13 protein-coding genes and 1 pseudogene are annotated in these 12,493 nt (G+C 45.3%); all 14 read left to right on the top strand.

The window, feature by feature from the left end; genetic code table 11:
• Positions 1-882 (top strand): annotated as a pseudogene (locus ACEYCN_RS04220) (beta-galactosidase); the annotation flags it as partial.
• Between the two features lie 22 nt (positions 883-904).
• Positions 905-1,390, top strand: coding sequence for a PTS system mannose/fructose/N-acetylgalactosamine-transporter subunit IIB (locus tag ACEYCN_RS04215; protein WP_373713053.1), 486 nt, complete (start codon positions 905-907; stop codon positions 1,388-1,390).
• Positions 1,391-1,429: 39 nt separating this feature from the next.
• Positions 1,430-2,335 (top strand): PTS mannose/fructose/sorbose/N-acetylgalactosamine transporter subunit IIC, encoded by a 906-nt coding sequence (locus ACEYCN_RS04210; RefSeq protein ID WP_373713054.1) that lies wholly within the window; start codon positions 1,430-1,432, stop codon positions 2,333-2,335.
• Positions 2,322-3,140, top strand: coding sequence for a PTS system mannose/fructose/sorbose family transporter subunit IID (locus ACEYCN_RS04205; protein WP_373713052.1), 819 nt, complete (start codon positions 2,322-2,324; stop codon positions 3,138-3,140). The genes ACEYCN_RS04210 and ACEYCN_RS04205 overlap by 14 nt, the downstream gene beginning before the upstream one ends.
• Position 3,141: 1 nt before the next feature.
• On the top strand, positions 3,142-3,549 hold the full coding sequence (locus tag ACEYCN_RS04200) for a PTS sugar transporter subunit IIA (protein WP_373713051.1): 408 nt from the start codon (positions 3,142-3,144) through the stop codon (positions 3,547-3,549).
• A gap of 201 nt (positions 3,550-3,750) precedes the next feature.
• Positions 3,751-4,755 (top strand): aldose epimerase family protein, encoded by a 1,005-nt coding sequence (locus tag ACEYCN_RS04195; RefSeq protein WP_373713050.1) that lies wholly within the window; start codon positions 3,751-3,753, stop codon positions 4,753-4,755.
• Between the two features lie 98 nt (positions 4,756-4,853).
• On the top strand, positions 4,854-5,096 hold the full coding sequence (locus tag ACEYCN_RS04190) for a DUF1858 domain-containing protein (protein ID WP_373713049.1): 243 nt from the start codon (positions 4,854-4,856) through the stop codon (positions 5,094-5,096).
• Entirely contained in the window at positions 5,083-6,399 is a 1,317-nt protein-coding gene (locus tag ACEYCN_RS04185; RefSeq protein ID WP_373713048.1) for a DUF438 domain-containing protein, read from the top strand. Before ACEYCN_RS04190 ends, ACEYCN_RS04185 begins: the two co-directional genes overlap by 14 nt.
• Before the next feature lie 33 nt (positions 6,400-6,432).
• Positions 6,433-6,954, top strand: coding sequence for a DapH/DapD/GlmU-related protein (locus tag ACEYCN_RS04180; RefSeq protein WP_373713047.1), 522 nt, complete (start codon positions 6,433-6,435; stop codon positions 6,952-6,954).
• 3 nt (positions 6,955-6,957) lie between these two features.
• A complete protein-coding gene (locus ACEYCN_RS04175) occupies positions 6,958-7,131 on the top strand; it encodes a hypothetical protein (protein ID WP_373713046.1) in 174 nt (57 codons plus the stop codon).
• Between the two features lie 19 nt (positions 7,132-7,150).
• Complete coding sequence (locus tag ACEYCN_RS04170) at positions 7,151-7,405, top strand: DUF1912 family protein (RefSeq protein ID WP_373713045.1); 255 nt, start codon at positions 7,151-7,153, stop codon at positions 7,403-7,405.
• 26 nt (positions 7,406-7,431) lie between these two features.
• Positions 7,432-8,058 carry a hypothetical protein gene (locus ACEYCN_RS04165; protein ID WP_373713044.1) on the top strand — a complete coding sequence of 209 codons (627 nt, stop codon included), beginning with the start codon at positions 7,432-7,434 and terminating at the stop codon, positions 8,056-8,058.
• Positions 8,059-8,318: 260 nt separating this feature from the next.
• The gene (locus ACEYCN_RS04160) at positions 8,319-10,094 is read left to right on the top strand and encodes an AIPR family protein (protein WP_373713043.1); all 1,776 of its coding nucleotides are present in this window, start codon (positions 8,319-8,321) and stop codon (positions 10,092-10,094) included.
• A gap of 79 nt (positions 10,095-10,173) precedes the next feature.
• Positions 10,174-12,493, top strand: a 2,320-nt coding sequence (locus ACEYCN_RS04155; RefSeq protein WP_373713042.1) for a valine--tRNA ligase, incomplete at its 3' end; no start/stop codon positions are given.

Raw genomic sequence — 12,493 nt, 5'->3', positions numbered from 1 at the left:
TTACCACAGGTGACATCTTATGACTATGATGCGATTTTAGATGAGGCTGGCAATCCAACCAGAAAGTTTTACCTGATTCAAGAAAAGATGAAAGAGGCTTATCCAGACCTAGACTACGCAGAACCTCTGGTGAAGCCAGCCAGAGCTTACTCAGTCGCTTCCCTGCAAGCCAAGGTTTCCTTGTTTAACACTTTGGAGGAGCTGGCGGACAAGCGCTCATCCTTCTATCCACAAAGCATGGAAGACTTGGGGCAGAATACAGGCTATACCCTATATCAGACCCAACTCGAAAAGGACAAGGAGGAGGCGGAACGCTTCCGGGTCATTGATGCCAGGGATCGGATTCAAGTTTTTCGAGATCAGGAGTGGGTAGCCACTCAGTACCAGGAAGAAATTGGTGAGGATATTTGGCTGGATTTGCCGGAAAAAACTTCTGAAATTTCGGTTCTGGTTGAAAATATGGGTCGGGTCAACTACGGCCATAAGCTCACGGCACCGACTCAAACCAAGGGTTTGGGCAGGGGAGCCATGGCAGATTTACACTTTATCGGGCAGTGGGACATCTATCCCCTACCGTTGGATAATATAGCAGCTATTGATTTTACCAAGGAATGGCAGGAGGGCCAGCCGGCTTTCTACCGCTATTCCCTTAAAATAGATGATGTAGAGGATACTTATCTGAACATGACAGGGTTTGGAAAGGGAGTCGTCTTTATCAATCAACAGAATATCGGACGTTTTTGGGAAAAGGGTCCACATCTTTCTCTCTATGTGCCAAAAGGATACTTGAAGAAAGGAGAAAATGAGATTGTGGTCTTCGAAACAGAGGGCCGCTATAGAGAGAATGTGACCTTTTCTCAAGAACCCGTTTATAAAGATTGAACATACTTAAAAGGAGAAGATTATGGCAATTATTGCTACAAGGATTGATGGTCGGTTGATTCACGGTCAAGTAGCCAACCTATGGACAGGAAAACTGAACATCACACGGATCATGGTTATTGATGACGAAGTGGCTCAAAATGATATCGAGAAGCAGGGCTTGAAATTGGCCTGCCCTCCAGGTGTCAAATTAAGTATTCTGCCGGTTCAGAAGGCAGCTGAGAATATCTTGGCTGGTAAATACGATTCCCAACGCCTCTTGATTGTGGCCCGCTACCCTGAACGCTTCCTGCGTCTGGTCAACTATGGGGTTGAATTAAAAGAGCTTAATGTAGGAAATATGTCCCAAACACCTGAAACGCGTTCGGTGACTCGTTCCATCAACGTGGTGGACAAGGACATCGCGGACTTTGATGCTCTGCAGGCAAAAGGGGTTAAACTGATTGCCCAAATGGTGCCAAATGACCCAGCAAAAGACTTTATGCCACTATTGGATAAAGTTCGTTAACATTCGGAATTATAAAGAAAAATTTATAGGAGGATCACTATTATGCAATGGTGGCAAATACTTTTACTGACGTTGTACTCATTCTATCAAATCTGTGATGAGTTAACGATCGTTTCATCTGCGGGTTCACCAGTTTTTGCTGGTTTCGTAGCAGGTTTGGTGATGGGAGATTTGGAAACAGGTCTCTTCATCGGTGGTAGCTTACAGCTCATGGTTTTGGGGGTTGGTACCTTCGGTGGCGCTTCTCGTATCGATGCGACTTCTGGAGCGGTTTTGGCGACAGCCTTTTCGGTGGCCCAAGGAATCAAACCTGAACTGGCGATTTCTACCATTGCGGTACCGGTAGCCGGCCTCTTGGTCTACACCGATATTCTTGGTCGTTTCACAACCACTTTCTTTGCTCACCGTGTAGATGCGGCAATTGAACGTTTTGACTACAAAGGTATTGAGCGTAACTATCTTCTGGGTGTTTTCCCATGGGGACTTTCCCGTGCTCTTCCAGTTTTCTTAGCACTTGCTTTTGGTGGCGGTCTGGTTGAAACCATGGTAAAAGCATTGGAAGAACCAAACTTTGCTTGGATTGCAGCAGGTCTGACATTAGCGGCTCGTATGCTACCAGGTCTCGGTTTTGCTATCCTCCTTCACTATCTTCCAGTGAAACGCAATCTTCACTACTTGGCAACTGGTTTTGCTTTAACAGCTATGCTGACTGTACTTTACGGAAATATCTCTGCTTTGGGCGGAGCTGTCGCGGGTATCGTTGGCATCCTTCCAGAAGATGCTGGAGTAACCTTTGTGAACAATTTTAAAGGCTTGTCTATGATTGGTATCTCAGTGATTGGTGTTCTGTTAGCTGTGCTTCATTATCAAAATGCACGCAGAACAGTGGTTGCTGCGCCAGTATCAAATGTAGAAAGTGGGGAGATTGAAGATGACGAATTCTAAGTACAAATTAACAAAAGAAGATTTTAATCAAATTAACAAGCGGAGTCTCTTTACCTATCAGTTGGGCTGGAACTACGAGCGGATGCAGGCTTCTGGTTACCTCTACATGATCCTGCCTCAGCTCCGTAAGATGTATGGTGATGGTACTCCTGAACTCAAGCAGATGATGAAACTGCATACGCAATTCTTTAATACCTCTCCATTCTTCCACACCATTATCACTGGTTTTGATTTGGCTCTGGAAGAAAAAGAAGGGGTTGCTTCTGCGGATGCGGTCAATGGTATCAAGACTGGTTTGATGGGGCCATTTGCTCCCCTTGGTGATACCATCTTCGGTTCCCTTGTTCCAGCTATTATGGGTACCATTGCGGCGACCATGGCGACAGAAGGTCACCCTTGGGGTATCTTGCTGTGGGTGGCAGTAGCAGTAGTTTATGATATCTTCCGTTGGAAACAGTTGGAGTTTGCCTATAAAGAAGGTGTCAAACTGATTACCACCATGCGGGATACTATGCAAGCCATTGTTGATGCGGCTTCTGTGCTCGGTGTCTTCATGATGGGTGCCTTGATTGCGACCATGATTAACTTTGAAATCACTTGGGCACCAACCATTGGTGAAAAGGTGATTGATATCCAAGATATCATGAACACCATCTTCCCACGTTTGGTTCCAGCTGTCTTTACAGGCTTTGTTTTCTGGCTGCTGGGCCGTAAGGGGATGAATTCTACCAAAGCGATTTTGATTATCATTACGCTGGCACTTGCCCTATCTGCATTTGGTCATTTCGTTTTAGGTATGTCTTAATATGGGAAAAAGTTTAGTATTAATCAGCCATGGTCTTTTCAGTGAAGAATTGAAAAAATCCACTGAGATGATCATGGGGCCACAAGAAGATATCTACACGGTGACTCTTCTGCCAGAAGATGGGCCGGAAGATTTCCTGAAAAAATTTGAAGAAACCATTGCCAGTTTGGAGGACTATGTGGTCTTTGCAGACTTGCTGGGTGGAACGCCATGTAATGTGGTCTCCCGTCTGATCTTGGAAGGAAGACTCATCCAGCTCTTTGCTGGAATGAACATGCCCATGGTCATTGGTTATCTAAACGGTTCCTTGCTTGGTGAGGAAGTTGACTATGTAGAATTTGGAGCAAGCAATATCCGACATGTCAATACCTTGCTGGCATCCGATGATGATGACGACGAAGATGAATAATTCTTTGATAGAGTAGTCAAGAGGAACTGGCTTTAAACCCTATAAAAACCCTAGTCAGTAGTTGAGTTGTATGTGTTAAAGATCTCCACGTTTGAAGCCAGTTTCAAATGACTGTCATATCGCCTTTAAGTATCCTTAGGTGGTTGGGACCCTGTCCTAGCCACCTTTGGGCTAGTCAATGAATCTTGAATAGGAGGGATTATGCCAAGAATTGAAGTAGGTCCTTTTGGGACAGAACAGGCCCAGCTCTATCGCTTGAGCAATGATGCTGGTATGGTGGTGACTCTGACCAATTTTGGGGCTAGAATCGTGGATATTTTGCTTCCGGTCGATGGTCAGCTCCGGCCCGTCAGCTTGTCAGCCCAGTCTGATGAGGACTATCTGGAAAAAGATGCCTATGTGGGCTCTACGGTGGCTCCGGTCGCCGGCCGGATTTCAGGAGCTTCCATCACAATCAAGGGACAGCTGGTTCATTTTACTGAAAATGATCCGGGTCGGACCCTCCATAGCGGTGATAAGGCCAGCAATCAACAATACTGGCAGGCGCGTCTGGATGAAGCGGCCAACCAAGTGAGTTTTAATCTGGTGTTACCAGATGGCTACAATGGCTTTCCTGGACCAGTTACGGTCACAGCTAGCTATCAACTGACAGAGGAAAATGAACTAAGAATTGCCTATCAGGCTTGTTCGGAAAAAGATACGATTTTCAATCCGACCAACCATGTTTATTTCAACCTGTCTGGTGATTTTAGCCAGACGGTGGCTGAACATCAGCTGCGGATCACAGCCGAACAATTCGTTCCCCTTGGGGCGGATAATCTGCCCCTGGGCGAATTTTGGCCTGTCCAAGGAACTCCCTTTGATTTTCGGGAATTTGCTCCTCTGGGTCAGGGCTTGATTGGCCAGCATCCACAAAATCAGCTGGTCAATGGCTATGATCACCCATGGGTCTTGCTGAAGGATGAGGTTCCTCTTGAGGTGGTCAGTCCAGATGGGAAGGTCCGCCTTCTCATGCGGACCAATCAAGCAGCGGTGGTCATCTATACATACAACCATGGCCCAACAGCCATGGCGGATCGCCATACCGTATTTAGCCTGGAATGCCAGGGCTTCCCCAATGCCTGCAACATTGCAGCCTTTGGTTCCATTGTGCTGGAAAAGGGGCAGACATTCGATAGTCAGATCTCCTATCAATTTATGTGTTAATTGGCTCTCCTGATGGGGTTCGGCTTTAGCCGAACTCCTTTTTCTATGAAAAAGAAGCCTGAAAGTGTGGTATAATACAAGAAAAAGGGAGGTTGACCATGAATACTATTGATCTCTCCATACCTGTGGCTGAGGTGGTGGACCAGCATCCCGAGGTCTTGGATTTGCTGGTGGAGCTGGGTTTTACGCCCCTGGCCAATCCCCTCATGAGGCAGACACTGGGCCGGACTGTGTCCATCGCCCAAGGGGCCAAGATGAAAGGGATAGACCTGAATCAGATTGTGAATAGCCTCAAGTGGAATGGCTACGATATCAAGGGAGAAGCAAATGTCAGAAGATAGAATCCATATTTTACGCGATATTTTGCTGGACTTGCACCATGGGGCCAGTCCAGAATCGGTCCAGGAGCGCTTTAATGCCAGCTTTGCGGGGGTGTCAGCCATCGAGATTTCCCTGATGGAGCATGAACTGATGAACTCGGACACAGGCATCACCTTTGAGGATGTCATGGAACTCTGTAATGTCCATGCCAATCTTTTTAAGGATGCGGTGGCAGGTGTAGACCTGGCAGAATCAGACCATCCTGGCCACCCTGTGCGGGTCTTTAAGGATGAAAATCTGGCCCTGCGGGCTGCCCTGATCAGGGTGCGTAGGCTCTTGGATTCCTATGCAGAGAGCGATGAATCGAGTAGCCAAGAGGAAATCAGCAAGGGCCTCCAGCGTCAACTGGACCTCCTGGGGCAGTTTGACCGCCATTACCAGCGTAAGGAAGAATTGTTTTTCCCAATCATGGAGGCCTATGGCCACGATGCTCCGCCCAAGGTCATGTGGGGAGTGGACGATCAGATTCGGGATCTATTTGAGCTGGTCAGGAAGGCCGCCGTTCAGTTGCCGCAAATTGACATCCAGGAGGTCCAAGAGGCCTTTGAAACCTTTGCTCAGGAATTTGAGAGCATGATTTTCAAGGAAGAATCGATCCTGCTCATGATATTGTTAGAAACCTTTACACAGGATGATTGGCTGAGAATTGCGGCGGAAAGTCCTGTCTATGGTTATGCCATCATCCGGCCGTCAGAAAAATGGCAGCCTCAGCGGGAACGCTTCGAAGCTGCCAGTCCAACCCAGCCAGCAGAACAAAATCAACAGATTATCGATACACCACAAGGACGTTTCACTATCCAATTTACCCCAAATGAAGCTGGTGAACAGGTGAATCGGACGACAGCCCAGCCCTTTGGTAATGGTTATTTGTCGGTGGAAGAGGCCAATCTCATTCTCAACCATCTACCCCTGGAAATTACCTTCGTCAACAAGGAGGATATTTTCCAGTACTACAATGATTCGACTCCAGCGGAGGAGATGATTTTCAAGCGGACGCCAAGTCAGGTGGGACGGCATGTGGAACTCTGCCATCCGCCAAAGCTTCTGCCTAGGGTCAAGAAGATTTTTGCAGCCCTGCGCAGTGGAAAAAAGGACAAGTTTGAAATGTGGTTCAAGTCCGAAACCAGGGGACAGTTTGTCCATGTCACCTATGCCGCTGTACGAGATGCCCAAGGGGAATTTCAAGGTGTCCTGGAGTACGTGCAAGACATCGCACCTTTCCGAGCGATCGATACCGATGTCTATCGGGAAATCGAGGATTAGGTCAGGTGTTGCTTAGAAAAAAGGAGACTAGTGATGGCAAAACAAGATGATCGAGCTGCTAAAATGGCCCCTTATGAAGAAGCTATCCAAATCACCATGGAACTGAATCAGGCCTATCATAGTCCTGAGAAAAGAAGGGATTTGATGGCTCAGTTAATCGGGAAACCAGTTGATGAAAGCTTTACCCTTTTTCCGCCCTTCTATTCAGATTATGGGAAAAATATCAGCATTGGCAAGAATGTTTTTATCAATTCCAGCTGTCATTTTCAGGATCAGGGGGGCATCGAGATTGGGGATGGCTGCCTGATTGGTCACAATGTTGTCCTGGCCACCGTCAACCACGACCTCGATCCGAGCCAAGGCCGTAAAAACCATTATGCACCCATCAAGCTGGGGCAGCATGTCTGGATTGGCTCCAATGCGACCATCACCGCAGGGGTGACCATTGGTGATTGGGCGGTGGTGGCTGCGGGTGCTGTTGTGACCAAGGATGTTCCGCCTTACACTGTGGTCGGTGGCGTCCCTGCGAAAATAATCAAGACTGTGGAGCATTAGGAAATGAAAAAAATACGCGACTGCTTGATTGTCATGCTTGTGACTCTGGTGCTGGGATGCCTCTGGTTTTGGCTGACAGAAGGAAATCCCTTTCTGCATTTCCAGGAAACCCTGCTGATTGCGACTGTCATTGGCCTCCTGTCTATGGCTGGTGGGACCTTGACCAAATGGTATTAGAAAAATAGAAAGAAGACAGATGAATTACGAACAGGAATTTTTAAAAGATTTTGAAGAGTGGGTTCAAACCCAAATCATGGTCAATGAACTGGCCATGAATGAAAGCCGCCGTGTCCTAGAGGAAGATAGGGATGAGCGGGCCGCAGATGCCTATATCCGCTACGAAAGTAAGCTCGATGCCTATCAATTTATCCAAGGAAAATTTGCCAATTACAAGGCTGGCAAGGCTTTCCACGATTTGCCAGATGGCCTATTTGGAGAAAAGCACTATTAGTTGCATCAGGCAAGAAGGAGGAAAAGATGAAAAGGAAATTGGTAGTTAGTCTGTTTAGTCTGAGCCTGGTTTTGGGCTTATTGGCAGCCTGTGGTTCTGGAAGCAGTTCTGATGCTGACCAATCGACTGCCGAGACCACGAGTCAGTCAACAACTGAATCAGCCAGTACGACAACGGATTCGAGTACGAGTCTGGATTTGTCAGACATGCAGCAAATTGGCGAGGATGGCTACGGCTATGTGTACGTTCCAAGCGACTGGATTAAATTTCATGATATTGCGACAGGAGGAGCCGGCTACCAATATGCAGATCCTTCCACCTACAATGTGGTGACTCTCTATAGCTATACCGCTGAAGATTTGGGGGTTACAGCTATTGATTCGGATGCTGTGGAACAGGCCGCAAATTCCTACGCTTACAATATTGAACAGCAGGGAACCTTTGATAATCTGACAGGTGCTATGGTGGAAATCGGTGGTTATGAGGCTTATCAAGTATATGGCACCCTAAAATCGGATGGAAAAATCCTCTGCGCTTGGATCTTTAAGACAGAAAAAAGTGACAAGGTGTATTTGGTGTCCCTGGAAGGTGATCGTGAAACCTTTTACAATGTCCTCCCGGTTATTGAAGAAACTTGGACCGAAACCAAATAAAATCCATTGCATTCTAGCCCCATCTCTGTTAAAATAGGAGTATTCAGAGGTGTTTTGAAGCCCATTTGTCACAGGAAGCGGCGTTACTGAGAAATCCGCACAAATGTCAAAACTGGTTGCTGATGGAAAAAATGAATAACTGAAGTTGCGGATGCCCTGTCATCCGAATCTGGGTGGTACCGCGGAAATCGAAAGAAATTCGTCCCTGTCTAGCGCATGCTGGATGGGGACTTTTAACTTTTTTAAGAAGGAGTATAATTATGGATAGAGTTACATTGTCATTAATGAAAGATTTTCAGGAATATTCAAATTTGCCAAAGAATATTTCAGAGGATATTTTATTTGAATATTTTAGTTGTTATACAATATTATCGAAATTATTGGATGATGTTTCTATTAATGTAAATGATATAGTAGAAAGCACTATTAGTGAGGAAGTAAGTAGTAAGGTTCCAATAATAAATGGAGGCGGGGGTGATTTAGGTATAGATTCTCTAGCAATCATTTTAGAAGGGGATATTATTTTTTCAATTGAAGAGTTGCAAGAAAGATTTGAAGATGGAAAAGTTGAAGATATATTGATTATTTTCATACAATCTAAAACAAGTCCGAAGTTTGATGGTAGTGAGATAAGAAACTTTGGTGATGGCATCATAGATTTTCTTCAAATGGATACTATTGACGAAACGAGAATGAATAAATTTATCTCAGATAAGGTGAGACAATTCAATTATATTATTGAGAATGTTGATAAAGTAAAAAAATTACGTTCCAAAGCATATTATGTTACTAATGGTATTTGGGTAGATGATAAAAATCTAATTAGTAAGATTGATAAGGTGCGTAAATCAGTTGAATATGAAAAGCTACTTAATGACTTTGAGTTTTACCCTATTGATGCTGCAACATTAAAAGAGTATTATAGATCTATTAATTCACAGATTGAAAAAAAATTATTGTTTCCTGATAAAGTAGCTTTGCCCGATATTATGGGTGTTAATGAGGCGTATATTGGGTATGTCAATGCTGGTGATTATTTAGATATTTTAATTGACGACGAGGGAGAGTTGAGGAAATCTCTTTTTTATGATAACGTACGAGATTATCAGGGAAAGAATTCTGTTAATAGTAAAATTGAGGAAACATTAACTAGTAGTGACAATAGTAAGATGGTGCTGTTAAACAATGGCATTACTATTATTGCTGAAAAACTACAAGTTAGAGGGAAAGAAATAATAATTACTAATTTTCAAATTGTGAATGGGTATCAGACATCATATACTCTATTTGAAAATAGAGATAAAATAAAAGAAAAAGACATAACAGTCCCAGTAAAAATTATTTATACCACTGATGAAGATTTAGTTAATGAAATTATAATAGCTAATAATTCTCAAACAGCTGTTAAGGAAGAGGAATTGATTTCTCTCACTAAATTCCAAAAAGAATTAGAGATGTTTTATGAATCTTTAGAAAAGGATGAAAGAAGACTTTATTATGAGAGAAGATCTAAACAGTATTCGAATGATAAAACAATTGAGAAAACCAGAATCGTGACAATCGGAGAACAATTGAAGTCATTTAGTGCTATGTATCTGGATGATGCACATATGGCTAGTAGATATTATGGACGATTGAAAAAGAAAAACTCTCAGACAGTTTTCGATAAGCAAAATCCAGAGATTATGTTTTATACATCTTCTTACGCACTTTATTTGATAGAATATATGGTACGTAATGGGGGAATTAGTCGTCAATATAGAAAGTTTAAATATCATATACTGATGTTATTAAGAATATATATTACCCAGGATGAGCAGATTCCAAAGACAAAAAAGAAAAAAGAAACAATGTGTGAAGATATTCTAAAAATTTTGAATGATAAAAAGAAAGTTGATGAAGTGTTTAAAAAGTTATTATCTATTATTGATGAAACAGTAGAAGATCTTTCTTCGACTGATATAACTAAATCGGCTCAATTAAGTTTAGATTTGAAAGAAAAACTGAAATTAGTTCTTGATGCTGAAGGTAAATGATAATAGAGTGTATTCATAGTATCAATTGAACTTTCATTGAATAAATTTTCGGCTATCTAAGACTAGAAAGGTTAATACTATGTCAAAAGAATTATCACCAAAATACAATCCAGCCGAGGTTGAGGCTGGTCGTTATCAAACTTGGTTGGACCAAGATGTCTTTGCGCCGTCGGGCGATGCGGAGGCTAAGCCGTATTCGATTGTAATTCCGCCGCCTAATGTGACGGGGAAATTGCACCTGGGGCATGCCTGGGACACGACTCTTCAGGATATCATCATCCGCCAGAAGCGCATGCAGGGTTTTGATACCCTCTGGCTGCCGGGCATGGACCATGCGGGGATTGCCACTCAGGCCAAGGTGGAGGAGCGCTTGCGTGAGCAGGGCGTGAGTCGTTATGACCTGGGTCGGGAAAAATTCCTGGACAAGGTTTGGGAATGGAAGGATGAGTATGCGGCCACTATTCGTGAGCAGTGGGGCAAGCTGGGCTTATCCCTAGACTACCAGCGGGACCGTTTCACACTGGACGAAGGTTTGTCAAAAGCCGTTCGCAAGGTCTTTGTGGAACTCTACAAAAAAGGCTGGATCTACCGCGGTGAATTTATCATCAACTGGGATCCAGCGGCTAGAACTGCCCTTTCTGACATCGAGGTCATCCACAAGGATGTCGACGGGGCCTTCTACCACATGACCTATATGCTGGAGGACGGCTCTCAAGGGCTGCAGGTAGCCACTACTCGTCCTGAGACTATGTTTGGGGATGTGGCGGTAGCGGTCAATCCAGAAGACCCTCGCTACAAGGACTTGATTGGCAAAAATGTCATCCTGCCCATCGTTAACAAACCTATCCCTATCGTAGCCGATGAACATGCGGATCCAGAATTTGGTACAGGGGTCGTGAAAATTACCCCTGCCCATGACCCTAATGACTTTGAGGTCGGCCAGCGCCACAATCTGCCTCAGGTCAATGTCATGAATGACGATGGCACCATGAACGAGCTGGCTGGGGAATTTGTCGGCATGGACCGCTTTGAAGCCCGCAAGGCAACAGTCAAGAAACTAGAAGAGCTTGGCGCTCTGGTTAAGATTGAAAACCGTGTGCATTCGGTCGGCCACTCTGAGCGGACGGGGGTTATGGTTGAGCCCCGCCTGTCCACCCAGTGGTTCGTCAAGATGGATGAGCTGGCCAAGAATGCCATTGCCAATCAGGCGACAGAGGACAGGGTAGACTTCTATCCGCCTCGTTTCAACGATACCTTCCTGCAATGGATGGAAAATATCCACGACTGGGTGATTTCCCGTCAGCTCTGGTGGGGGCATCAGATTCCAGCCTGGTACAATGAAGCAGGCGACATCTACGTCGGCGAAGAAGCGCCAGCAGGCGATGGCTGGGTGCAGGATGAGGATGTCCTGGACACCTGGTTCAGCTCTGCCCTTTGGCCTTTCTCTACCATGGGCTGGCCGGATGAAGAGGCGGCGCACTTCAAGCGCTATTTCCCAACCTCAACCCTGGTCACTGGCTACGACATCATCTTCTTCTGGGTGTCTCGGATGATTTTCCAGTCCCTGGAATTTACAGGCCGTCAGCCATTTAAGAATGTCCTCATCCATGGTCTCATCCGTGATGAGCAGGGCCGCAAGATGTCCAAGTCCCTGGGCAACGGGATTGACCCAATGGATGTCATCGACCAATACGGTGCGGACGCTCTGCGCTGGTTCCTGTCTAATGGCTCTGCCCCAGGACAGGATGTCCGTTTCTCCTATGAAAAAATGGATGCCAGTTGGAACTTCATCAACAAGATCTGGAACATTTCCCGCTATATCCTCATGAATAATGAGGGCTTGACGCTGGAGGCGGCGCGTGACAATGTGGCCAAGGTAGACGCTGGTCAGGCCGGCAATGTGACCGATCGCTGGATTCTCCACAATCTCAATGAGACCATCGCCAAGGTGACAGAGAATTTTGACAAGTTTGAGTTCGGTGTGGCGGGTCATATCCTCTACAACTTCATCTGGGATGAGTTTGCGGACTGGTATGTGGAGCTGACCAAGGAGGTGCTGTACAGCGACAATGAGGCTGAAAAAGTCATCACCCGCTCGGTTCTCCTCTACACCCTGGACCAGATTCTCCGCCTGCTCCACCCCATCATGCCATTTGTAACGGAGGAAATCTTCGGTCAAATCTCTGATGGTACTATCGTTGTGGCTGCCTATCCTGTGGTCAACCCTGCCTTTGAAAATACGGAAGCCCACAAGGGAGTGGAAAGTCTCAAGGACCTGATTCGTGCGGTGCGAAATGCTAGAAGCGAAGTGAATGTTGCCCCTTCTAAGCCCATTACCATCTTGATTAAGACAGCAGATTCTGAGCTGGAAACCTTCTTCAAGGCTAATATCAACTACA

Origin of the sequence: Streptococcus sp. (assembly GCF_041802885.1) — a bacterium.
GTDB lineage: Bacteria > Bacillota > Bacilli > Lactobacillales > Streptococcaceae > Streptococcus.
The sequence above is the reverse complement of the archived record's forward strand: the minus strand, read 5'-3'. Positions and strand labels throughout refer to the sequence as shown.

What these genes read in the sequence shown, in the direction of transcription:
- ACEYCN_RS04180 (WP_373713047.1), top strand. Translation starts at nt 6,433, where the DNA reads ATGGCAAAACAAGATGATCGAGCTGCTAAAATGGCCCCTTATGAAGAA.
- ACEYCN_RS04185 (WP_373713048.1), top strand. Translation starts at nt 5,083, where the DNA reads ATGTCAGAAGATAGAATCCATATTTTACGCGATATTTTGCTGGACTTG.
- ACEYCN_RS04205 (WP_373713052.1), top strand. Translation starts at nt 2,322, where the DNA reads ATGACGAATTCTAAGTACAAATTAACAAAAGAAGATTTTAATCAAATT.
- ACEYCN_RS04160 (WP_373713043.1), top strand. Translation starts at nt 8,319, where the DNA reads ATGGATAGAGTTACATTGTCATTAATGAAAGATTTTCAGGAATATTCA.
- ACEYCN_RS04170 (WP_373713045.1), top strand. Translation starts at nt 7,151, where the DNA reads ATGAATTACGAACAGGAATTTTTAAAAGATTTTGAAGAGTGGGTTCAA.
- ACEYCN_RS04200 (WP_373713051.1), top strand. Translation starts at nt 3,142, where the DNA reads ATGGGAAAAAGTTTAGTATTAATCAGCCATGGTCTTTTCAGTGAAGAA.
- ACEYCN_RS04195 (WP_373713050.1), top strand. Translation starts at nt 3,751, where the DNA reads ATGCCAAGAATTGAAGTAGGTCCTTTTGGGACAGAACAGGCCCAGCTC.
- ACEYCN_RS04165 (WP_373713044.1), top strand. Translation starts at nt 7,432, where the DNA reads ATGAAAAGGAAATTGGTAGTTAGTCTGTTTAGTCTGAGCCTGGTTTTG.
- ACEYCN_RS04190 (WP_373713049.1), top strand. Translation starts at nt 4,854, where the DNA reads ATGAATACTATTGATCTCTCCATACCTGTGGCTGAGGTGGTGGACCAG.
- ACEYCN_RS04175 (WP_373713046.1), top strand. Translation starts at nt 6,958, where the DNA reads ATGAAAAAAATACGCGACTGCTTGATTGTCATGCTTGTGACTCTGGTG.
- ACEYCN_RS04215 (WP_373713053.1), top strand. Translation starts at nt 905, where the DNA reads ATGGCAATTATTGCTACAAGGATTGATGGTCGGTTGATTCACGGTCAA.